The organism is Mycobacterium sp. JS623 (assembly GCF_000328565.1).
GTDB lineage: Bacteria > Actinomycetota > Actinomycetes > Mycobacteriales > Mycobacteriaceae > Mycobacterium.
The window spans coordinates 2,487,070-2,507,013 of sequence record NC_019966.1; the positions used below are offsets into that span (position 1 = coordinate 2,487,070).

Genomic DNA, 19,944 nt, shown 5'->3' on the forward strand with positions numbered 1-19,944 from the left:
GTAAGGCATGACGGTGAATTCACGCGCGGGTCGACCAGAAGCCTGGCGCACGCTGGTGCAGCGCGGGGTTGACACCGCCGCGGAGTGGTCGGACGTATTATCCGAAAAGCTCAATGCGGCAGCCGATCCGCGCGCCAAGTTGATGCGCAAGCGGCGCTGGGCGCTGCGGCTCGGCGTGTTCTTTGCGGTGTCGAGTGTGTTCTGGGTAGGGGTGACGGCACTTTTGGCGTCGTGGAGTACGCCTGCGTGGGCGTTGTTCATCCCGGCGCCGATCGCGGTCGGCGCGGCCTTTTTGGCGACGTTGGCGTTCCTGCGCTATCGCTGGCTGCGAGGTGAACCGCTGCCGCCGCCACGGCGTGCCGGTCGGCGGCTTCCGCCGTGGGGATCCGCGGCCCGGCAGCCAATAGCGGCGCTTGCCGCCTCCGAACGCGGGTTGTTCTCGCTGCTCGGCGTGATGGAGCGCGGCCGCATGTTGCCGGCCGACGAACTGCGCGAGTTGACCGCGGCAGCCCACCAGACCGCCGCGACGATGACTGCCACCGCCAACGAGGTGGTTTCGATGGAACGCGCGATCAGTTCTGCGCCCCAGTCGCGATCACACCTGGCCCCGACCATCGCGGCGTTCAGCGCCCAGCTCGATGCGGGTGCCCGGCAGTACAACGAAATGGTCACTGCCGCAGCACAATTGGTGTCGGCGGCCAACAGGGGCTCGATGTCGCACTCGCCGATGTCGCAGCAGCGCTACCGCGACGAATTGGTAAACGCCACCGATCGGCTGATGGGCTGGGCGCAGGCCTTCGACGAACTAGGCCACCTGCGCGGCGCTTAGACGTCGTGCGAGCTGGACGGTCCAGTCCGCGGACCGTACTTCGCGATGTACGCGTCGTGAATGTGCGCGTCCTTCTTGCGCTTGAGCTCGTCGGCAAGGGCGGGGTCCAGGCCATGCTGACGGAGCCGATGGCGGCGGTACACCTTGTTCAGCGCGTGCGAGAACAGCACGAACGGGATGAAGATCGGCAGCGTCGTGCTCAGATGCAGATAGAGCGACATCGGGATGAACCAGAACGGCGAAAGCACGATCAGCGCGGGAATCGCGGCGCGCACCATGGTCCGGATCGTTGCGCCCTTGCCCGCGAGGTCCTCGCGCACCCAGTCCCGCATCGAGTCGGGCAGTCGGCGCCCGTAGCAGTAGCCGATGTACTGCCACAGGTTCGGCTTGGTGGCGGCGGTGTTGTCGCTCATTGCAGCGCCGGATTTCGTGACGGCAACACCAAAGCGGCGATGGCCCGCAGCGGGGCCTTGACGAAGAAGTCAAACATGTCGAAGTAGTCGCGCCACAACGTGATTCGTCCGTCATGCACCTCGAACACCCCGCACACCCAGAACGGCAGGCGCACCGGGCCAATCACCATCGCGTCGGTGCGCTCGGTCAGTACGACATCGCCGTCGGCGGCGACGCGGTGCACCGTTATCTCGAGGCCTAGCCGACCCCGCATGGGGCGAAGCAACTTCACGATCCGCTCGCGGCCACGCAAGGTGAGCAGCCCGACGTTTGTCCAGACGACGTCGTCCGCCAGTACGGAGTCGAGCTTGTCGAAATCCGCCTCCTGCAGGGCGGCGATCAAGGTCTCGACGGTACGCAGATTGTCGACGTCTGAGGCCCGGGAAACCTGGTCAGTCATGGCCGCCAGCGTAGTACCTGGCTCTATGCGCAAGTGCTCACCGCCGTCGGCGGCCGTTGTGGCAGGGTAGGCGCGTGCGGGTCGCCGTGGTTGCCGGACCGGATCCCGGGCACGCCCTTCCAGCCATTGCGCTGGGCCGTCGGTTTCTGGCCGCGGGGGATTCCCCGACGCTGCTGACCGGGACGCGATGGCTCGACACCGCACGTCAGATCGGGGTCGACGCGGTCGAGCTCGACGGGCTTGACCCGACCGCGGCCGACGACGACACCGACGCCGGGGCCAAGATTCATCAGCGCGCGGCACGGATGGCGGTGCTGAACGTGCCGCGGCTGCGTGAGCTGGGGCCGGACCTGGTGGTCTCCGATGTCATCACCGCCTGTGGCGGTTTGGCGGCCGAGTTGATGGGTGTGCCGTGGATCGAGCTCACCCCGTCGCCGCTGTACCGGCCGTCGAAGGGGTTGCCGCCGCTCGGTAGTGGGTTGGCACCCGGCGTGGGGCTGCGTGGCCGGCTGCGTGACGCGGTGATGCGGGCGTTGACCGCGCGGTCCTGGCGGCAGGGCTTGCGTGAGCGCTCGGCGGCCAGAGTCGAAATCGGTTTGCCCGCAGTCGATCCCGGGCCGCGTCGACGTCTAGTCGCGACGTTACCTGCTCTTGAGGTGCCGCGCCCCGACTGGCCGGAGGAGGCGGTGATGGTGGGGCCGCTGCACTTCGAACCGACCGAGACGGTGTTGGAGATACCGCCCGGGTCGGGGCCGGTCGTGGTCGTCGCACCATCGACGGCGGTGATCGGGACGGTCGGCCTGGCAGAGTTGGCGCTGGAGGTGCTGCGGCCGGGGGAGACACTGCCCGAGGGCGCTCGCGTGGTGGTGTCCCGATTGGGCGGGTCCGACCTCAGGGTGCCGCCATGGGCGGTGGTCGGCCTCGGCCGACAGGACGAACTGCTGGCGCATGCCGATCTGGTGATCTGCGGCGGAGGGCACGGTCTGGTGGCCAAGGCGCTGCTGGCCGGGGTGCCGATGGTAGTTGTGCCCGGCGGAGGCGACCAGTGGGAGATCGCGAATCGTATTGTGCGCCAAGGCAGTGCACAACTGGTGCGGCCGTTGACTTCGGAAACGCTGGTGGCTGCCGTCGGCGAGGTGTTGTCGACGCCGAGCTACCGGGAGGCGGCCCGGGACGCCGGAGCGACCGTAGCGGATGTCGCCGATCCGGTACAGGTGTGCCATGACGCGCTCGCACCCTCCGCGTAGGTTTGGGTGCGTGCGGCTGACCGAATTCCAGGAACTCGTCGCCAGCCAGTTCGGCTCGGTGCGCGGCGCGTCGTTGCTTGTTGACCATGTACTGAGTGGATTCGGCGGACGGACCGCCGCGCAAGCTATCGAGGACGGCGTCGAGCCGCGCGACGTCTGGCGCGCGCTGTGCGCTGACTTTGACGTCCCGCGTGATCAGTGGTGACTTGCGGAGTCTGGGCCGCGGTCGGTGCGGTTGCGGCTGGACAAACCGCTAGCGCTTGTTCTCGGCCCGTCCAGTACCCTGCGTATGTGCGGGCGAGTCAACGGCGTCGTCGTCCCGATCGGTTTCGGAAGCCTGCGACGCCGGCTGCTCCTGCGCCGGTGACGTAGTCCCGCCGCTGCCCGAGTCCGACTTCATGGCGGCATCGCTGGTCGGCTTGACTGCGCCGCCCGTCCGCGCACCCTCGTCATCGCCGGCGCCGGTGTCGGGCTTTGCTTCTGTTTGGCGGCCTTCGTAGGGCGGCACCTCCGGTTTCACGTCGCGCGGCGGTTCTGTCGTGAAGCCCGTTTCGAAGTCGGGCTTCTCGGCTTCGCCATGTTGGGGAACGGACTCGTCGCCCTTGTACGCGCCCGACGGCCGGTCGGCGGGCCCGCCTGACGGCAAATCTGATCCGGTATCTCGGGATCCCTGTTCGTCTGGTTTGGTCATTGGGAACTCCTCACAGCCCGCCGCATGGACTGCGGCGACGCTAATTGCTGGCTACCCGCGCCGACCCTGGCACAACCCTGTCTACCCGGGTTTGCGTGAGTATCCGCGGACCGGTTTCGGTGATCGCGATGGTGTGCTCGGAGTGCGCCGTATTCGACCCGTCCGCCGAGCGCAGCGTCCAACCGTCGGCGTCCATCACCAGACGATCACTGCCGCGTGCCCACCACGGTTCAAGCGCGAGCGTCATGCCCGGCCGCAGCAGCAATCCGCGCCCGTGCCGTCCGCGGTTGGGGATGTGTGGATCCTCGTGCATGGTGCGGCCCAGCCCATGCCCGCCGAATTCGGTATTGACGCGAAATCCGGCCTCGGTGGCGACGTCGCCGATGGCGGCGGAGATGTCACCGAGTCGTCCGCCGGGCACCGCGGCGGCGATACCCGCGGCAAGGGCTCGTTGTGTCGACGCGATCAGCTCTTCGTCAGCAGGTTCGGCCGCCCCACCGACGATGACCGTGACTGCGGAATCGGCCACCCAACCGTCGATTGACACGGCAAAGTCGAGACTCAACACGTCACCCTCTCGGAGCACGTAGTCGCGCGGCTTGCCGTGCAGCACAGCATCATTGACCGATAGGCAGATGACATTGCGAAATGGACCGCGACCGAATGACGGCGCGTAATCCCAGTAGCATGACGTCGCGCCACGGTCATCGATCAGCTTGCGGGCATGGTGCTCGAGCTGCATCAAATTCACACCTGGCTGCGCCTGAATCGAGAGCGTCGCCAGCGTTTCCGCAACGAATGCACCCGTAACCGCCATCTTGTCGATCTCGCCGGCAGTCTTGAGTTCGATCATGTTCCACACCTATCGGCCATCGGTATTTTTATACCGACCGTAACAGCACCGGTAATTAAATACCGGCTATGCTGGGCGACATGGTGCGCTTACCTCTGAGTACGGAGCAAGTGAGAGCAGGCCAACGCCTCGGCGCGCTCATCAGGACGGCTCGGGCAGGTCGCGACCCCGAGGTGATCGCGCGTGACGCTGGCATCTCACCCGAGACACTGCGCAAACTCGAGGTCGGAAGGATGCCTAGTCCGAGCTTCGGCACCGTCGTAGGACTCTGCAATGCACTCGGCCTGCCACTGCAGGATGCCGTAGATGCGTGGCACGGGACAGACAACCAACGGGTGGCCATCTAATCCCACTGACTAGCGCTGACCCAACAACTGTGCCGTCTCGCGGTGCAGCCTGCCGAAGTTGTAGTACGCCGCACAGGCGCCTTCCGGTGACACCATGCACGTGCCGATCGGCGTCTCGGGTGTACACGCGGTGCCGAACACCTTGCACTCCCACGGCTTGATCACGCCCTTGAGCACTTCGCCGCATTGGCATGCCTTCGGATCGGCGACCCGGACACCTGGCATGTCGAACTTGTGCTCCGCGTCGAACTCCGCGTAGTCGGGATGTACCTTCAATGCGCTTTGCGAAATGAATCCCAGTCCCCGCCATTCGAAGTGCGGCCGTAGCTCGAACGTCGCGGCCATCAGCTTCAGCGCCTGGGTGTTGCCCTCGGGCCGGACCACCCGGGTGTACTGGTTTTCCACCTCGCAGCGGCCGTCGCGGATCTGCTGCAGCAGCATGTGCACCGACGCGAGGATGTCCAACGGCTCAAACCCGGCCACCACCATCGGTTTTCCGTATACCTCGGGCACGAACCGGTAGGGCCGCAAACCAACGACCGTGGAGACGTGGCCGGGGCCGAGGAAGCCGGACAACCGTAAATCCGGCGACTCGAGGATCGCCTTGATCGGCGGGACGATGGTGACGTGGTTACAGAACACGCTGAAGTTGCGCACGCCGAGCGTCCGTGCCCGCACCAGCGTGACCGCCGTTGACGGCGCCGTGGTTTCGAATCCGACCGCGAAGAACACCACGTGGCGGTCCGGGTTGTCGAGCGCGACCTTAAGCGCGTCCAGCGGTGAGTACACGAATCTCACGTCGGCTCCGCGCGCCTTCGCCTCGATCAGATTTCCCTTCGAACCCGGTACCCGCATCATGTCGCCGAACGTCGTGAAGATGACGCCGGGCTGCTCGGCCAGCCACATCGCGTCGTCGACACGGCCCATCGGTATCACGCACACCGGGCAGCCGGGTCCATGCACCAACTCCACCGCTTCGGGAAGCAGATGCTCGATGCCGTGCCGGTAGATGGTGTGCGTGTGACCTCCGCACACCTCCATGAATTTGAACTCATCGCCGCCGGCCAGCTCGGTGATGGACTTGACCAACGCGCGTGCGGCGGCGGGGTCGCGGAATTCGTCGACAAACTTCATGTCAAGCCTCTCAAGCGATTTCGGAGTCGTTGAACGCGTCGATCTCCTGCTGATAGTTCTCGCCCATCTTCTGCACCTGGTCCAGCGTCATGGCTGCCTCGCGCTCGTCGATCTTCGCCAGCGCGAAGCCGACGTGCACCAGTACCCAGTCACCGACTTGCAGGTTGTCATCGGCCAGCAGGCGCACACTGATGTTTCTGCGCACCCCGTTCACGTCGACCTTGGCCAGGGACTGTTCGGCGTCGACGATGTCGACCACTTGACCCGGTATCCCAAGACACATCGGTTTCTCCTTTGCTCAGCAGATGCGGGGCAGCGGGTCACCGACGAGCATGTCGACGATCCGGCTGCCGCCGAATGATGTTCGCAGCGCTACGATTCCGTGCGGGTCGGGGACGATCTCACCGACAACGGCGGCAATGGCGCCTTGTGGATGTTCGCGCAAGGCCGCGACGGCCGCCTCCGCTTCATCGGGCGGAACTATGGCGACGAACTTGCCTTCGTTCGCCACGTACAGCGGGTCGATGCCGAGCATGTCGCAGGCCCCGAGCACCTGCGGCTGCACCGGCAGCGTGGCCTCGTCGAGGATCAACGCGAACGGCGAGTCCTTCACGAGTTCGTTCGCCACGGTGCCGACACCGCCGCGCGTCGCATCGCGCATCCACCGCGTCGACGGCGCTGCGGCAAGCAAGATTTCGACCAGTTCGTGCACGGGTGCCGTGTCGGACTCGATGTCCGCGTCGATGGCCAGGTCGCCGCGGGCCAGCATGACGGCCATGCCGTGCTCGCCGATGGTCCCGGACAACAACACCTTGTCGCCGGGCTGGACCTGACCGCGAGACAACTGCCTGCCCTCGGGAATCACGCCGACGCCGGCGGTCGAGATGTAGACACCATCGGCCGCACCTTTGCCGACGACTTTGGTATCGCCGGTGACGATCAGAACGCCCGCGTTCACGGCGGCTTCGCTCATATCCGCGACGATCTCGCGCAGTTCGGCGATCGGGAATCCCTCCTCGATGACGAACGCCGCCGACAGCCACTGCGGACGCGCACCCGAGACCGCCAGATCGTTGATGGTGCCGTGCACCGCGACGTGGCCGATGGATCCGCCTGGAAAGCGCCGTGGCGAAACGACATACGAGTCGGTCGAGAACGCGAGCCGCTCACCCGAGGGGGTGCGTAGCGCGGCGGCATCGCCGAGCTGTTCGAGTTCGTCATTGCGGAACGCCTCCAGGAACACCGCGTCGACCAACGCTGCCGACGACTTGCCGCCCGCCCCGTGCGCGAGCGTCACCACGTCGTCGAGCAGTCGCGGCCTGCGCTGGCGGAACTTGTCGATCCTTTCCAGCACACGGTCTTCGCGGTCGGCGGTGGTGCTCATGCGCGGGCCTCCGAGATCGCTCGGGCCATGTGTTCCTGCGTAACCGACCACAGGCGATATCCGAGCATCGCGTGGCTCTCCTGGATGCGGTGGATGCTCTGCGAGTGCACGGTGAAGCAGAAGTCCAGATCGTCAGCGGCGGCCATCCTGCCGCCGTCATGCCCTGAAAAGCCGACGGTGACCAGGCCCCGTTGCTTGGCCTCGGTGATCGCAGTCATCAGGTCTTCGGAGTTGCCCGATGTGGACAACGCGATCGCAACGTCGCGATCCCTTGCGTGAGCGATGATCTGGCGCTTGAAGATCAGCTCGAATCCGACATCGTTGCCCAGGGCTGTCACCACTGCCTCGTCGGCAGCCAGCGACCACGCCGCCACCGGTCTGCCCCGGGCGGGGCGACTGAACAGCGTCGCCAGCGTTGCCGCGTCGGTGGAACTGCCGCCGTTGCCGAGCGTGTAGAGCCTGCCGCCGCGCAGGAAGCGCTCGGCCATCTGGGTGCCCGCCGCGGTCAGACCGGGGGCGTACTCGTCGAGCGATTCCCGTTGCAGCCGTGCGCTTTCTCCTGCCTTACCCCGGGCCGAGGCGGCCAGATCGTCGAGCAGACTGGTGGCGTCGGTCTCCTCGGATTCGATGAACGGGTAGAGGAACGCTGTGCTTTCGGGTTCGTGTCGGGTCGTCATGACATCGCCTCCAGACGTATGATCGCCGCTCCGGCGTGCACCAGAATCAAGTCGTTGACGTCGACGTCGCCGAGCACCGTGGTGTCCACCCACTCCTCGCCGCTGGCTGTTCGCACGAGCGCCTGACCGTCGGCCGGTTCGATAATCACCTCGGCGAGCCGCCCCTCGTCGCTACAGGTGACGCAGGCGTCGCCTTCTGCTTGTGGCTTGAGCAGTCCGGGGTGTTCGAAGCAGACGTGGGTCAGCTCCCACAGCAGGTGATACATCAGCACGAACGTTCCGGTGGCGGGCACCATCGGGTCGTCGGAGTCGATCCACAGGATGTGGTTGGCCGCGCCTGCAGGCGGTCGCGGACCCGAACCGATCCACAGCGTCAACACACCCCACGCGGGTGCGCGTCGCATGGCCTCGACGACTGCGGGCTCGTCGGCCGACGCGACCGCGACCAGCAGATCGCCGGGCTGGCTGGCGACCCGGGTCTGCGCGACGGGATCCGGTTCGACGAGCGCCACCGACGGCAGGGCGCGTTTCCCCATGATCACCGGATGGACGAACTCGACGGCGACGTGGTGGGCGTGGGGTTCCCACTGCGGTGAAATCACCCACAGTGTGGCCCCGTCGTGGAATCTGCGGGCCAAGTCCAGTGCGGCGGCAGCCAGATCGGCGGACAACTCCACACCGATGTACGAACCCCCGAGTTGCGCGGTCGTCATTGTCGACCTCCCCTCAAGGTGTTGACTAGATCGAGTGTTGCCTGGGTGGCGGCTTCGAGTGCCATATGTTGATCGGGGTCCAGCGTCCCGCACACCCAATTCCAGTGCGCTGCAACGATGGAACCCGGTGCTGGGGCGGGTGCCAGCGACAGCTCACCCTTCTTCCACTGCACTTGTTCGGGCTGGGGATCGCCGAGCGTCAGTACGCCGTCTGCGAGTCGCAGTGGAGGAGACGCGATCATGGCGTGCTCACCGTCGACCGACTCGACCGTGCCCCAGCGGATCCGGCAGTCCTGCATTACGCCAAGCGCTGTCGCCGCATCGCGGTCGAGGAAGCGGATCCACGGGTAGACCACGAAGACGTGAAAACTGTGATGCGCCAATACCTCTGGGCCCGACTCAAGGCCTTCGAGCAACCCGGTGACCTGACCCTTGAACGATGTCCGCAGCCGAGTGAGCAGCGCGGCCGGGTCGACCTTGGCCAACGCCGGACCGCCGACCCAGTAGCTGCTGACCACCTCGTCGGAGAGTGGATCAGAGGCACCGACAGCGTCGGCAATGGCCCTCAGGTACGGCCAGGCGCCGTCGAACTCCTTGGCATGAACGGCAAGTTCGAGCGCGCCACCGCCGCCACTCGGGCCGCAATAACCGAGCTCGTTTGGTGGATAGGCATACTGGTCGAACAGTGTCATCCGCTGTTCCCCACCATCAGTTGGCCCAACGCGACACCGCCGTCGTTCGGCGGCACCGCGCGATGCGTGATCACCTGGAGTCCCTTGGCATGCAGTCCATTCAACGTCAGTTGCAGCAGCAGGCTGTTCTGGAAGACGCCGCCGGAAAGGGCGACGAGCTGCGACGCGTCGCGTTCCCGGTCGGCGAGCTCGGCGATCAGATCGGCGACGGCGCGATGGAACCGTGCACCGATCACGCCCTGCGGCACGCCGTCGCGGACATCGCGGACCACCGCACCTACCACGGGCGCCGGATCCATCACACCGTCACCCACGTCGAAGCTGTAAGTGCTTGCGCCGCAGTCGACGCCACGCGAAAGCGCTTCCAGTTCGATGGCCGCCTGTGCCTCGTAGGCCACCACCTGTCTTACCCCGATCAGCGCGGATACCGCGTCGAACAGCCTGCCCATGCTGGACGTCGGCACACAGCCAACCCCCGTTTCGAGTTGACGGCGCAACACTTGTCGCTCGTCGACGGGGCAGGCAGCCACCGGTGGTAGGTCCGGCTCCCACGCGATGCCCGCGGCCCACAGATGCGCTAGCGCCATCCGGTAAGGGCGCAGCACGCTGATGTCACCGCCCGCGAGCGGAACATACTTGAGCTGCGCGAGCCGCTGGTAGCCCTTGTAGTTGGCGAGTAGCACCTCACCGCCCCAGACGGCGTTGTCAGGACCGTAGCCGGTGCCGTCGAAGGCGAAGCCGAGCACCTGCTGCGATCCGTCCAAGCCGTGCTCGGCCATCACCGCAGCGATGTGGGCGTGGTGATGCTGCACGGTTCTGACCGGCCGCCCGGCGGCGTTGCGGTGTGCCCAGGCGGTCGATCGATACACCGGATGTGCGTCGGCCACAAGCACTTCGGGGTCGACGGCGGTGAGCTCACGCAGGTGCTGTTGCGCGGCGTCGAAGGCCGACAGCGTCGCGAGGTCGTCCATGTCGCCGATGTGCTGGCTCAACCAGGCATACTTGCCGTCCGCCACCGCCATCGTGTTCTTCAGGTCGGCGCCCACCGCCATCGTCGGCGGCAGGGTGATGGGCAGAGCAATCGGCAGGGGCGCATACCCCCGCGACCGCCGGATCGGCAACTCAACGCTCTCGCCCTCGTCGTCGGCTTCGCCGACGGAGACCACCCGCAGCACGGAGTCGTCGCAGGGCACCAAGATGTCCCGGTCGTGCATCAGCCAGCCGTCGGCCAGGTGCGAAAGCCGTTCGAGCGCATCGTCATCGGTAAAGCAGATGGGCTCGCCGCCCAGATTGCCCGACGTCATCACCAGCACGGGTGGCCCCGCCGAATCGCCTGGCAGACCGAACAGCAGTGCGTGCAGAGGTGTGTAGGCCAACATGACGCCGAGATCGGGGTTTCGCGGCGCCACCGCGTCGGCGATGCGCGCATCGGGCCGGCGGGCGATCAGCACGATCGGTCGCTGCGGACCGGTCAGCAGTCGAGCCGACGGGTCATCGACGTCTGCGATGGCGCACGCGCTCGGCAGGTCGGGCACCATCACCGCGAACGGCTTGTCGCCGCGCTGCTTTCGCCGTCGCAGCTCGGCAACGGCCGCCCCGTCGGCGGCGTCACAGGCCAGGTGGTATCCGCCGATGCCCTTGACGGCGAGGATGCCGCCGTCGCGTAGCAGTCGCCGCGCATGGGCCAGTGCATCGTCGCTGTGCGTCAGGTTGCCGGCGGCGTCCCGGTAACGCAGCGTCGGACCGCAGTTCGGGCAGCACACGGGCTGCGCGTGGAAGCGCCGGTCGGCGGGGTCGGCGTATTCGCGGGCGCAGTCGGCGCACATCGGGAACGTCGCCATCGTGGTCGAGGCGCGGTCGTAGGGCAGGCTGGCGATGATCGTGAAGCGGGGCCCGCAGTTGGTGCAGTTGACGAACGCGTGGCGGTAGCGCCTGTTCGACGGGTCGCGTTGTTCGGCCGCACATTCTGTACACATCGCGACGTCGGGGGAGGCCAGCGTTCGGCCACCGTCGGAGCGCGACGTGTCGGCGATCGCGAAGCCGGTGCCCCCGACGATCGGGATATCCTGTGTCTCAACTGATTCAACAATCGCCAGCGGCGGTGGCCGGTCACGCAACTGGGTGAGGAAGCGATCAAGGTTCGACGGGTCGCCCTCCACTTCGATGATGGCGCCTGCGGTGTCGTTGCGTACCGACCCGGACAATCCGAGTGCTGCTGCGCTCGCGTAGACGAACGGCCGGAAGCCCACGCCCTGGACTACTCCATGCACACAGATACGCAATCGGCGCCGAGTCGTCATGGCGACGTCTCGGTGTTCCGGCTGACATCGGTCGCTTGTCGAGACTCGCTCCCGGAACCCATCAGTTCGAGGCCTTCCATCGCCGCGTCGGCGCCGGCCTTGTCGGTCTTCTCGACGACGAAGCCCATGTGGATGATCACCCAGTCGCCTGGTCCGAAGGTTTCGTCGGGCAGCATCCCGACGTTGACTTTCCTCTGCTCACCGGCGACGTCGACGAGTGCGAGCTGGTTGCCGTAGCCCTCCAGCATGTGGATGACTTGCCCCGGGATGCCAAGGCACATGGTCAGCCTCCCTTGACTGGTTCGAGCAGTCGCGCAACGACGTCCTCGAGCGCACGCACCGCTGCGGGTATCGCGGTGGCCACCTCAGCTGAGAGTCCGATGCCTTCATCGACGTTCGCGGCCTCGCAGCCGATCACCACCGTGTACGGCGGTGTGCCGCCGAGTGCGTTCAGACTGGCGAACACCGCACCGGGGTCCATGGCGTGCGCATCGAGACCGCTTGCAGCGGTCAGGCTTTCGAGGTCGGCCTCGAAGATATGAACAGTTCCCGGTGATCCCCGGCTGGGGATGGCGTCGACCAGGACGAGGGCCTCGCAACCGTCGAGCAGGTCGTACGCCAGGTGCATGCCCCGAATGCCATAGTCGACCAACTGGATCCGCGGACCCGCCAGGCGTTGCGGGACGTGACGCATCACCTCGGGGCCGAAGCCGTCGTCACCGAGGAAGATGTTGCCGATCCCGGCTACCAGAATTCTTGACGTGATCCCACCTCGCTCACTGTCACATCCGGCGGATCTTCATGTACCGGCGCGCGTCCGGAAGGTTCACCACGCCTACGGCGACGCCACCTATGACGACGACCGCTACGACGGCCACGGCCACCCATCCCACTACGTCCATTGCGAACTCCTTTCGGTGAGTGGTTCAACTTCATCGGGAGCGAAGTACAGGTAGCGGCCATACCAGTCGTGCAGGTCGGCGGCAGGATCCTCCTCGAGGACCACGCCGACGTGCTGGTCGCCGTCGACGTCTTCGTGGACCGAGGTGACACGCGCGACCTTGTCGGCATAAAACAGGTCCTGGGCGTCGGCCCTGCGCGATGGGTGCAGGCGGACACGGCTGCCCCGGGACACCCGGGTGCCGTTGACCAGGATGGCGTCGAGTTCGGGGCGTACTGCGTTGTCCGCCATGGGATCCCACCAGTCTACGTCCGCGGGGACTTCCGGAATCAACTGTGGTCCCTGCGGCGGTGCGTGCGGATTGCGCAGCACACCGTGCAGATCCAGCATGGCTTCTGGTGACATGGTGTCGCAGCGGTCGATGATCTGGGCGGCCAACGGGTCAGTGGCCCGGGCCTGCGCCTTCTCCTCGTCGGTCATCGTCATGATCCGCAGCGTGAGGATCTCGTCGATCTCTGTCGAGTCGTACAACGCGCCCTTGCTCTGTTCTGCGATCTCGGGATGGTCGTACAGAATGATGGGCGAAACCAGCACCAGATCGCGTTCACCCGGCGGTCCCGCGAGCACTGGGAAGCAACGGTGCTGCGTGCACCGCGCGACGGCGTCGGCCGCGGAGTCCGGTGGTTCGAGAAGAGACACGAACTCGCCGCCGGCTACTTCGATAAGGAGATGCGTGCCGATCATGGAGGTGGCGATTGCCTCGTTCTTGTCGGGGGCCGGCGGCGCGACGTTGCGTAGCTCGAACGACAGCCGCAACAGGTCGCCGTCCCGCTCTGTGGAGATGTCGAGTTGACCGCACAGCGCGCGGCGGGTGCGGACCAAACGACCGCCGTCCAACATCTCGACGTCGCTGCCGGACGCGACCGAAATATCGAGCGTGCGTGGCAGACTCGTGACGGAGAAGCGGTCTATCGCGATCTCGCATTCGACGGCCTCGTCCCAGCTGAGCCAGCTAGCGGAACCGGTGGACAGCTCGGCGGTTGGCTGGTAGCGGCCGCCGACTTCCCGCTCCGCCGCCCGATGTTGTAGCTGTAGGAACCGCACCACGCCGGACAGTGCCGGGACGCCGCTCGAGCGAACCAGCACTTGCGCGGATAGCGTGTTGTCCTCACCGATGCCGGTGTCAGCGGCGCCCTGCGGGCCGAGTACTCCGAACTGCCAGCGCGACTGGTTCTTTCCCGAGGTCGCGCGGTACGGGTAGAGCAGGTAGCCCTCGTAGAGCACCGCGTCGGCGACGGCGCGTGCATGGTTCCATCCAGCGGTCATCACGTCTCCCGCGCCGCCGAGTTTCCCGCGAGCAGCGAGGTGATCGCCTCGTCGAACCCGAGCAAGCCGCGCGCCGAGCGGTACGCCGCCAGCGAGTCGATGGTGTCGCGGTCCAGCCGCACCCACCCGGTGTTGGGGAAGTGCTGCCGGACCAGGTCGCGCCAGATTGAGACGGGCATGTCGTAGCGCTCTTCCCGGTCCCACGGCACCTGCTGAACGGTAAAACCGTTTGCGCCCCGCCCGAAAACCGTTCCGCTGAACAGGAATTGCAGCGGGATGGTACCGTCACCCAGCGCATGCAGATACTTCGCCGCTGCCACCTCGAAGTCATACGTGCATTCCAGCGGCATGCTCACCTGGGTGGTACCGGTGAATCCCGGCACCATCGCGTTTGCGTGCTGCCACAGGAACGAGTGTTGAGTCGCGGCCCACCTATCCCGCGGCCCGAACAGATCCGTGAGTGCGGCGGCCTCATCATCGGAGTATTGGCGCCGCGACGGCTCGATGCGGACCTGACAACGCAATGCGACCGCGTGCACGGGTTCCTCAGCGATGGAGGCGATGCCGACGCGCGCCATCAGAATCGGCGTCACCGCGTATGGTTCCGGCGCGACGTCGAGGACGGCGAACGTGATGTCGGTCATGTCCGGTCAACTACTCTGCTGCGGTTGTCGAGCTGTTCGAAGAACCCCTCGATGTAGCTGCGGACGTCCTGGCCGCCGTCGAATCCGCGCCACATCATGCGCAACCGGCCGACGAACTCGTAGCAGGCGTCGATGGGAACCAAATACGCGCGGGGAGACGCAGTTTCATCGTCGGGCACCCGAACGAGCAAGGCCTCGGTGTCCGCCGCGGCGGTGTCCACTCGCGGATCGGAGGTGCGGATGTCGTTCCACGCCTGCAGATCCAGTTCGGACTCGGTGGCGCCCGCCGGCCCCGGATAGAATGCGACGGTGCGGCCGAGCGTCGAGTTGTGGAAGAAGAACGCCAGCCCGACGGGGATCTGCAGTGCCTCCCAAGCGCGGCGATCCAGCGCGAAACCCTCGAATACCAGGTAGCGGTCCGGGATGGCGCGGTAGCGCAAGTCGGCCGCGGTGTCAGTGAACAGCAGGTAGCAGCCGCGGCAGACACACATCAATTGCCTGCCTTCGAGATTCACCACATGCTGATGCTCGTCCGCGATGGCCTCTGAACACATCTCACACCGTTCACCAATGGGCTGTGGGGCTCCGCGGTTGGCGCGGATGCGAGTCAGCACATCGAAGGCCGCATCCATCACGCCACCCCTTCAGGAACGGCCATCGACAGCACGCCGTCGCGCACCAGCAAAGGCAGCGGGTCCAGATGGCTGTCACCGCCGACGCCTGCGCCAGCATGCACGGCGTCGAAGCCTGCGCCGCAGGCCGGGCACTGCAGCACCGCGCCGCGCAGTTGCGCTCCCGTTAAGGTGCCGAGGCAGCTCGCGCAGCGGTCGCGGTAGGCGTAGACGTCGCCGCCGATCCGGCAGACCAGCGCCGTCACGCCCGACACTCGGAAGCCACCGACTTCACCGTCGGCCAATCCGGCGAGCTCGGGGACAGGCTGCCATTGGTGGCCGTTGGCGTGCAGCCGGTGCATCAGTGAATCGGCCGGAATCACACTCGAGGTGGAAACATTTTCCGCCGCAACGACTTCGATCGAGGTGATCTCCGGCGCAGCGGCACGCACCGCGTCCTCGACCGCGAGCTCCAACGTGACCGACGACGACGGGCAAGTCTTGCAGCTGCCCTGGAACTGAAGGCGAACCACGCCGTCGGCGACGCCCAGCAGTGACACATCTCCGCCGTGCGAGCCAAGGTAGGGCCGCACGCTGTCCAACGCGTCCGACACCCGCCGCTCGACGCCGTATGGATGCAACCCGTGTACCAGAAGGAGGCTGGCGACGAGGTCGTCGGCCGCAAACCGGTCTGACAGCGCCGGTTCGGCGGCCAACGCCACGTCCATCATGCGCTCCAGCGCGGCTCCGTAGAGGTCGGTCACCTCCCGGACGAGTTGTTCCGCGCGTTCGCGTGCGACGGCGCCGCCCGATGACGACGCGTCGAGCAGGGCTTGTATGCGCTCGCCCGCCGTGCGCCACTGCGCGTCGTCCTGGGAATCGGAAAGGCCTGGCAGTGTCGGCGGGGCCATACGCTAATCCCCTGTGACAGATTGCGTGGGGGAGTGCAGCAGATCCAATGACTTTCCCTTGCCGAGGTACATGTGCACCCCGCACGGCAGACATGGATCGAAACTGCGCACCGTGCGCATGACGTCGATGCCCTTGAAGTGCTCCCTGTCGTTCTCCTCGAAAATCGGCTGGCCTTGTACCGCATCCTCATACGGCCCCGGCGTGCCGTAGCTGTCCCGCGGATTGGCGTTCCACGGCGTCGGGGGATACGGGTGATAGTTCGCGATCTTGCCGTCGCGAATCACCATGTGGTGGGACAGCACTCCGCGCACCGCTTCGGTGAATCCGCAGCCGATGGCTTCGTCGGGCACCTCGAACTTCTCCCATGTCTTGGTACGGCCGGCACGAATCTCCACCAGAGCCTTCTCGGCGAAGTGAAGCGCACACGCCGCGGCGTAGGCCTGGAAGTAGGTCCTGGCGCGGTTGCGTTCCAGCGTGTTGCTGCCGTACTTCGGCACCTTCCACTCGAGCGATACCGGCCCCTTCAACGCGGTCTTCGGGAAGTTGATCTGCACACTGTTGCCCGTGGCCTTCACGTAGCCGATGTCGACCAAGCCGGCGAGCGCGGTCGCCCACAGCCTCGCCAGCGGGCCGCCCCCGGTGTCGAGCGCCAAGTGGTCCTTGCCGTCGAACCAGCGTGGCGACATCACCCAGCTGTACTTGTCGTCGAAGTCACGCTTCTGTGGCCTTGGGTTGGTGTGCTGATTCCACGGATGCCGACGATCGACAGGATTGCCGAGCGGATCATTCTTGACGAACATCTCCTGGTCGGTCCAGTCGTCGTAGTAGCTGTGGCCCAACAGGATTCGGATGCCGAGGTTGATGTCGACCAGCGAATGTGTGTGCAACTTGCCGTCGATCACCACGCCCGGGGTGACGAACATTGCGTCGCCCCAGCGCTCCATGTCCTTGTATTCGAAGTTGCATGTCTCGGGATCCTGGAACGAGCCCCAGCAGCCCAGGAGCGTGCGACGCAGGCCCACCTGGTCGTAGCCGGGCAGCGCTTCGTAGAAGAAGTCGAAGAGATCGTCGTGCATCGGCACGACCGACTTCATGAACTCTACGTAGCGCATCAGCCGGGTCATGTAGTCCGTCATCAGTTGCACCGTCGCGGTGGTGCCGATGCCGCCCGGGTACAGCGTCGACGGATGCACGTGCCTGCCTTCCATGAGGCAGAACATCTCTCGCGTCCATCGGCTGACTTGCAGCGCCTCACGGTAGAACTCGCCGGTGAACGGATTGAGCGCGCGCATGATGTCGGCGATCGTCCGGTAGCCGTGCATGTCGGCGTGCGGCGCCTGGGTGTTCTCAGCCTTGGCCAGCACGCTCGGATTGGTCTCGGACACCATCTTCTCGCAGTAGTCCACGCCGACCAGGTTCTCTTGGAAGATGTTGTGGTCGAACATGTATTCCGCAGCCTCACCGAGGTTGATGAGCCACTCACCGAGGTGCGGCGGCCGGACGCCGTACGCCATGTTCTGGCAGTAGACCGAGCACGTGCAGTGGTTATCGCCGCAGATGCCGCAGATGCGGCTGGTGATGAAGTGGGCGTCGCGAGGATCCTTGCCCTTCATGAAGATCGAATAGCCGCGGAAGATCGACGAGGTGCTGTGGCATTCGACAACCTCCCTGTTGTCGAAGTCGATCTTGGTGTAGATGCCGAGACTGCCGACGATGCGGGTGATGGGATCCCATGCCATCTCCACCAGTTGGCCGGGATCGCGCTTCACATGTGACGGCTCGGGGATGGTCGTTGTCATCGAACTGTTCTTCTTTCGTCTAGAGGACAGCGCCGCAAGAGATTTCGGCGATCGCCAAACGCACGTGCAGCAGCGCCGAAGGGCGCGCACCTACCAGGTGCGCGTCGCTCCGGTTTCGAGTCTTGTGCCTGGATGCCGCCACTTCGGTTCTTTGTCCACCGTGCGCCCGGTGACGTGGCGAAGGCTGCGGATGACCGAGCCGTACAGGCCGGAGGCCGTCGTGGAAACCTTGCCGCCAGGCGGCTCGTCCATGAACGGCATGAACTTGTCCGGGAAGCCCGGCATTGTGCAGCCGATGCAGATGCCGCCGACGTTCGGGCAGCCGCCGATGCCGTTGATCCAGCCCCGTTTGGGGACGTTGCACTTGACGACCGGACCCCAACAGCCCAGTTTCACAATGCATTTCGGCGAGCCGTACTCGGTAGCGAAATCGCCCTGCTCGTAGTAGCCCGCGCGGTCACAGCCTTCGTGCACGGTGGCGCCGAACAGCCACTTGGGCCGCAACGCATCGTCAAGCGGAATCATCGGCGCCTGGTCGGTCGCCATGTAGAGCAGATACGTCAGCGTCTCGGCCATGTTGTCCGGATGAGCCGGGCAGCCCGGCACGCAGACGATCGGGATGCCGGCCTTGCTCTTCCAATCCCAGCCAAGGTAATCCGGGACACCCATGGCGCCGGTCGGATTGCCTGCCATCGCGTGGATTCCGCCGTAGGTGGCGCAGGTTCCGACGGCGACGACCGCGGTGGCCTTCGGGGTGAGCCGGTCCAGCCATTCACTCGTGGTCATCGGCTGACCGGTCGCGGGGTCGTTGCCGAACCCGCACCAGTAGCCCTCGTCCTTGAGTTGCTCGTTGGGAATGGACCCCTCGACAACAAGAACGAACGGCTCCAACTCACCACGCTCGGCCTTGAAGAACCACTCCAGGAAATCGTCGGCACCCCCGTTGGGGCCGCACTCGAAGTCGATCAGGGGCCAGTGGACGGCGATCTTCGGCAGCCCGGGAAGCGCGCCAAGCGCGATCTCCTCGATGCTGGGTTGGGTGGCGGCAGTCAACGCCACCGAATCACCGTCACAACTCAGGCCCGCGTTGATCCAGAGAACATGGATCAACGCCTCTTCCGCTTTGACTGCTGCTTCGCTTGGCATGCGTAACAGCTCTCTGGGGTCGGGGCTGGCGACCCCTCTCGCAGGAATATGCGTGCGCCCGCTTTTTTAAGCGCTGGTTCTCGGTTTACTCCGGGCCAAATGTCTTGTCAACGAGTCGTTGGGACATAGTTGGGGTTTGCCAGAACGCGGATCTCCGCCCGGATCCAGTCGTACCATGCGTCGAGTCCGTCGCTGCGCGTCGCCGAGATCGGCAAAATTTGAACGCCGGGGTTCACTGACCGTGCAAAGCCGAAACATTTTTCAAGATCAAAGTCGACGTAGGGAACAAGGTCGATCTTGTTGATGAGGACCAGCCCCGCCGCGGCAAACATATGGGGGTACTTCAGAGGTTTGTCCTGACCCTCCGTCACCGAGATCACCACAACTTTGCTGTGCTCACCGAGATCGAACAGTGCCGGGCACACCAGGTTGCCGACGTTTTCGATGAACAGCACGGACTTCGGCTCCGGATTCAAGGCGTGGAGTGCGCGGTGGACCATGTCCGCGTCGAGGTGGCAGCCCGCTCCTGTATTCACCTGCACCGCGCGGGCGCCCGCCGCCTGGATTCGCTGGGCGTCGAGCAGTGTCTCCTGATCGCCCTCGATGACTGCCACCGGGAGGTCGCCGCCGAGCTCTCGGACGGTGCGTTCGAGCAGTGTCGTCTTGCCGGCCCCGGGTGAACTCGTCACATTGAGAGCCAGGATGCCGCGCTCGGCGAACGATTGGCGGTTGTGAGCGGCGATCAAATCGTTCTTCGCGAGCACCTTCTGTTCGAGCGTGATGGTCTCGGTGTGGGGGTGGTCGTGCTCGTGTACGCGCGGATGGTCATCGCCGGCCACCGTGATGGTTGTCGTGTCGTCTCCGCATCCGCACGTCGCGCACATG

Annotated in this window: 25 protein-coding genes; 4 read left to right on the plus strand and 21 right to left on the minus strand. The window is 65.6% G+C overall.

Annotated features, from left to right (window positions below; all coding sequences use genetic code 11):
• The first annotated feature begins 7 nt into the window (after positions 1–7).
• Positions 8–829 (plus strand): phage shock envelope stress response protein PspM, encoded by an 822-nt coding sequence (pspM, locus tag MYCSM_RS12125; RefSeq protein ID WP_015306445.1) that lies wholly within the window; start codon positions 8–10, stop codon positions 827–829.
• Here pspM and MYCSM_RS12130 read toward each other — a convergent pair.
• Entirely contained in the window at positions 826–1,242 is a 417-nt protein-coding gene (locus tag MYCSM_RS12130; protein WP_015306446.1) for a DUF5313 domain-containing protein, read from the minus strand. The genes pspM and MYCSM_RS12130 overlap by 4 nt on opposite strands.
• Positions 1,239–1,682, minus strand: coding sequence for a limonene-1,2-epoxide hydrolase family protein (locus MYCSM_RS12135; RefSeq protein WP_015306447.1), 444 nt, complete (start codon positions 1,680–1,682; stop codon positions 1,239–1,241). The genes MYCSM_RS12130 and MYCSM_RS12135 overlap by 4 nt, the downstream gene beginning before the upstream one ends.
• Positions 1,683–1,756: 74 nt before the next feature.
• Between MYCSM_RS12135 and MYCSM_RS12140 the strand changes: the two genes are divergently transcribed.
• Both MYCSM_RS12140 and MYCSM_RS12145 read left to right on the plus strand, forming a co-directional pair.
• Complete coding sequence (locus tag MYCSM_RS12140) at positions 1,757–2,929, plus strand: glycosyltransferase (RefSeq protein ID WP_015306448.1); 1,173 nt, start codon at positions 1,757–1,759, stop codon at positions 2,927–2,929.
• Positions 2,930–2,939: 10 nt separating this feature from the next.
• Positions 2,940–3,134 carry a DUF3046 domain-containing protein gene (locus MYCSM_RS12145; RefSeq protein WP_015306449.1) on the plus strand — a complete coding sequence of 65 codons (195 nt, stop codon included), beginning with the start codon at positions 2,940–2,942 and terminating at the stop codon, positions 3,132–3,134.
• 48 nt (positions 3,135–3,182) lie between these two features.
• Here the strand turns inward: MYCSM_RS12145 and MYCSM_RS12150 are convergent, their stop codons facing one another.
• Both MYCSM_RS12150 and map read right to left on the minus strand, forming a co-directional pair.
• Positions 3,183–3,620 (minus strand): hypothetical protein, encoded by a 438-nt coding sequence (locus tag MYCSM_RS12150; RefSeq protein ID WP_015306450.1) that lies wholly within the window; start codon positions 3,618–3,620, stop codon positions 3,183–3,185.
• A gap of 40 nt (positions 3,621–3,660) precedes the next feature.
• The gene (map, locus tag MYCSM_RS12155; protein ID WP_015306451.1) at positions 3,661–4,473 is read right to left on the minus strand and encodes a type I methionyl aminopeptidase; all 813 of its coding nucleotides are present in this window, start codon (positions 4,471–4,473) and stop codon (positions 3,661–3,663) included.
• Positions 4,474–4,553: 80 nt separating this feature from the next.
• Between map and MYCSM_RS12160 the strand changes: the two genes are divergently transcribed.
• Positions 4,554–4,820, plus strand: coding sequence for a helix-turn-helix domain-containing protein (locus tag MYCSM_RS12160; protein WP_041313877.1), 267 nt, complete (start codon positions 4,554–4,556; stop codon positions 4,818–4,820).
• Between the two features lie 9 nt (positions 4,821–4,829).
• Here the strand turns inward: MYCSM_RS12160 and hypD are convergent, their stop codons facing one another.
• The 17 genes from hypD to hypB all read right to left on the minus strand — a co-directional run bounded on the left by hypD (position 4,830) and on the right by hypB (position 19,943).
• The gene (gene hypD / locus MYCSM_RS12165; RefSeq protein WP_015306453.1) at positions 4,830–5,954 is read right to left on the minus strand and encodes a hydrogenase formation protein HypD; all 1,125 of its coding nucleotides are present in this window, start codon (positions 5,952–5,954) and stop codon (positions 4,830–4,832) included.
• Between the two features lie 10 nt (positions 5,955–5,964).
• On the minus strand, positions 5,965–6,237 hold the full coding sequence (locus MYCSM_RS12170; protein ID WP_015306454.1) for a HypC/HybG/HupF family hydrogenase formation chaperone: 273 nt from the start codon (positions 6,235–6,237) through the stop codon (positions 5,965–5,967).
• A gap of 15 nt (positions 6,238–6,252) precedes the next feature.
• The gene (gene hypE, locus MYCSM_RS12175) at positions 6,253–7,338 is read right to left on the minus strand and encodes a hydrogenase expression/formation protein HypE (RefSeq protein ID WP_015306455.1); all 1,086 of its coding nucleotides are present in this window, start codon (positions 7,336–7,338) and stop codon (positions 6,253–6,255) included.
• Positions 7,335–8,015, minus strand: a complete 681-nt coding sequence (locus MYCSM_RS12180; protein ID WP_015306456.1) for a D-sedoheptulose-7-phosphate isomerase — start codon at positions 8,013–8,015, stop codon at positions 7,335–7,337. Before MYCSM_RS12180 ends, hypE begins: the two co-directional genes overlap by 4 nt.
• The gene (locus tag MYCSM_RS12185; protein ID WP_015306457.1) at positions 8,012–8,728 is read right to left on the minus strand and encodes a hydrogenase assembly protein HypCF; all 717 of its coding nucleotides are present in this window, start codon (positions 8,726–8,728) and stop codon (positions 8,012–8,014) included. The genes MYCSM_RS12180 and MYCSM_RS12185 overlap by 4 nt, the downstream gene beginning before the upstream one ends.
• Positions 8,725–9,420: a DUF6390 family protein gene (locus MYCSM_RS12190; RefSeq protein WP_015306458.1), complete on the minus strand. Its 696-nt coding sequence runs from the start codon at positions 9,418–9,420 to the stop codon at positions 8,725–8,727. The genes MYCSM_RS12185 and MYCSM_RS12190 overlap by 4 nt, the downstream gene beginning before the upstream one ends.
• Complete coding sequence (gene hypF, locus MYCSM_RS12195) at positions 9,417–11,720, minus strand: carbamoyltransferase HypF (RefSeq protein ID WP_015306459.1); 2,304 nt, start codon at positions 11,718–11,720, stop codon at positions 9,417–9,419. Before hypF ends, MYCSM_RS12190 begins: the two co-directional genes overlap by 4 nt.
• Entirely contained in the window at positions 11,717–12,001 is a 285-nt protein-coding gene (locus tag MYCSM_RS12200; RefSeq protein WP_015306460.1) for a HypC/HybG/HupF family hydrogenase formation chaperone, read from the minus strand. Before MYCSM_RS12200 ends, hypF begins: the two co-directional genes overlap by 4 nt.
• A 2-nt stretch (positions 12,002–12,003) precedes the next feature.
• Positions 12,004–12,486: a hydrogenase maturation protease gene (locus MYCSM_RS12205; protein ID WP_015306461.1), complete on the minus strand. Its 483-nt coding sequence runs from the start codon at positions 12,484–12,486 to the stop codon at positions 12,004–12,006.
• Positions 12,487–12,502: 16 nt separating this feature from the next.
• Positions 12,503–12,622: a DUF6893 family small protein gene (locus MYCSM_RS39040; protein ID WP_015306462.1), complete on the minus strand. Its 120-nt coding sequence runs from the start codon at positions 12,620–12,622 to the stop codon at positions 12,503–12,505.
• Complete coding sequence (locus MYCSM_RS12210) at positions 12,613–13,947, minus strand: hypothetical protein (RefSeq protein ID WP_015306463.1); 1,335 nt, start codon at positions 13,945–13,947, stop codon at positions 12,613–12,615. The genes MYCSM_RS39040 and MYCSM_RS12210 overlap by 10 nt, the downstream gene beginning before the upstream one ends.
• Positions 13,947–14,591, minus strand: a complete 645-nt coding sequence (locus MYCSM_RS12215) for a DUF6084 family protein (protein WP_015306464.1) — start codon at positions 14,589–14,591, stop codon at positions 13,947–13,949. The genes MYCSM_RS12210 and MYCSM_RS12215 overlap by 1 nt, the downstream gene beginning before the upstream one ends.
• Positions 14,588–15,223 carry a DUF5947 family protein gene (locus MYCSM_RS12220; RefSeq protein WP_015306465.1) on the minus strand — a complete coding sequence of 212 codons (636 nt, stop codon included), beginning with the start codon at positions 15,221–15,223 and terminating at the stop codon, positions 14,588–14,590. Before MYCSM_RS12220 ends, MYCSM_RS12215 begins: the two co-directional genes overlap by 4 nt.
• Complete coding sequence (locus tag MYCSM_RS12225; protein WP_015306466.1) at positions 15,223–16,113, minus strand: NifU family protein; 891 nt, start codon at positions 16,111–16,113, stop codon at positions 15,223–15,225. Before MYCSM_RS12225 ends, MYCSM_RS12220 begins: the two co-directional genes overlap by 1 nt.
• A gap of 3 nt (positions 16,114–16,116) precedes the next feature.
• Positions 16,117–17,913, minus strand: a complete 1,797-nt coding sequence (locus MYCSM_RS12230; RefSeq protein ID WP_015306467.1) for a nickel-dependent hydrogenase large subunit — start codon at positions 17,911–17,913, stop codon at positions 16,117–16,119.
• 90 nt (positions 17,914–18,003) lie between these two features.
• Complete coding sequence (locus MYCSM_RS12235; RefSeq protein WP_015306468.1) at positions 18,004–19,059, minus strand: Ni,Fe-hydrogenase I small subunit; 1,056 nt, start codon at positions 19,057–19,059, stop codon at positions 18,004–18,006.
• Between the two features lie 107 nt (positions 19,060–19,166).
• Entirely contained in the window at positions 19,167–19,943 is a 777-nt protein-coding gene (hypB, locus tag MYCSM_RS12240) for a hydrogenase nickel incorporation protein HypB (RefSeq protein ID WP_015306469.1), read from the minus strand.
• Between the last annotated feature and the right edge of the window lies 1 nt (position 19,944).

Excerpts from the sequence above, each read along its gene's own strand:
- pspM (WP_015306445.1), top strand. The coding sequence starts at position 8 with ATGACGGTGAATTCACGCGCGGGTCGACCAGAAGCCTGGCGCACGCTG.
- MYCSM_RS12130 (WP_015306446.1), bottom strand. The coding sequence starts at position 1,242 with ATGAGCGACAACACCGCCGCCACCAAGCCGAACCTGTGGCAGTACATC.
- MYCSM_RS12135 (WP_015306447.1), bottom strand. The coding sequence starts at position 1,682 with ATGACTGACCAGGTTTCCCGGGCCTCAGACGTCGACAATCTGCGTACC.
- MYCSM_RS12150 (WP_015306450.1), bottom strand. The coding sequence starts at position 3,620 with ATGACCAAACCAGACGAACAGGGATCCCGAGATACCGGATCAGATTTG.
- map (WP_015306451.1), bottom strand. The coding sequence starts at position 4,473 with ATGATCGAACTCAAGACTGCCGGCGAGATCGACAAGATGGCGGTTACG.
- MYCSM_RS12160 (WP_041313877.1), top strand. The coding sequence starts at position 4,554 with ATGGTGCGCTTACCTCTGAGTACGGAGCAAGTGAGAGCAGGCCAACGC.
- hypD (WP_015306453.1), bottom strand. The coding sequence starts at position 5,954 with ATGAAGTTTGTCGACGAATTCCGCGACCCCGCCGCCGCACGCGCGTTG.
- MYCSM_RS12170 (WP_015306454.1), bottom strand. The coding sequence starts at position 6,237 with ATGTGTCTTGGGATACCGGGTCAAGTGGTCGACATCGTCGACGCCGAA.
- hypE (WP_015306455.1), bottom strand. The coding sequence starts at position 7,338 with ATGAGCACCACCGCCGACCGCGAAGACCGTGTGCTGGAAAGGATCGAC.
- MYCSM_RS12180 (WP_015306456.1), bottom strand. The coding sequence starts at position 8,015 with ATGACGACCCGACACGAACCCGAAAGCACAGCGTTCCTCTACCCGTTC.
- MYCSM_RS12185 (WP_015306457.1), bottom strand. The coding sequence starts at position 8,728 with ATGACGACCGCGCAACTCGGGGGTTCGTACATCGGTGTGGAGTTGTCC.
- MYCSM_RS12190 (WP_015306458.1), bottom strand. The coding sequence starts at position 9,420 with ATGACACTGTTCGACCAGTATGCCTATCCACCAAACGAGCTCGGTTAT.
- hypF (WP_015306459.1), bottom strand. The coding sequence starts at position 11,720 with ATGACGACTCGGCGCCGATTGCGTATCTGTGTGCATGGAGTAGTCCAG.
- MYCSM_RS12200 (WP_015306460.1), bottom strand. The coding sequence starts at position 12,001 with ATGTGCCTTGGCATCCCGGGGCAAGTCATCCACATGCTGGAGGGCTAC.
- MYCSM_RS39040 (WP_015306462.1), bottom strand. The coding sequence starts at position 12,622 with ATGGACGTAGTGGGATGGGTGGCCGTGGCCGTCGTAGCGGTCGTCGTC.
- MYCSM_RS12210 (WP_015306463.1), bottom strand. The coding sequence starts at position 13,947 with ATGACCGCTGGATGGAACCATGCACGCGCCGTCGCCGACGCGGTGCTC.
- MYCSM_RS12215 (WP_015306464.1), bottom strand. The coding sequence starts at position 14,591 with ATGACCGACATCACGTTCGCCGTCCTCGACGTCGCGCCGGAACCATAC.
- MYCSM_RS12220 (WP_015306465.1), bottom strand. The coding sequence starts at position 15,223 with ATGGATGCGGCCTTCGATGTGCTGACTCGCATCCGCGCCAACCGCGGA.
- MYCSM_RS12225 (WP_015306466.1), bottom strand. The coding sequence starts at position 16,113 with ATGGCCCCGCCGACACTGCCAGGCCTTTCCGATTCCCAGGACGACGCG.
- MYCSM_RS12230 (WP_015306467.1), bottom strand. The coding sequence starts at position 17,913 with ATGACAACGACCATCCCCGAGCCGTCACATGTGAAGCGCGATCCCGGC.
- MYCSM_RS12235 (WP_015306468.1), bottom strand. The coding sequence starts at position 19,059 with ATGCCAAGCGAAGCAGCAGTCAAAGCGGAAGAGGCGTTGATCCATGTT.
- hypB (WP_015306469.1), bottom strand. The coding sequence starts at position 19,943 with ATGTGCGCGACGTGCGGATGCGGAGACGACACGACAACCATCACGGTG.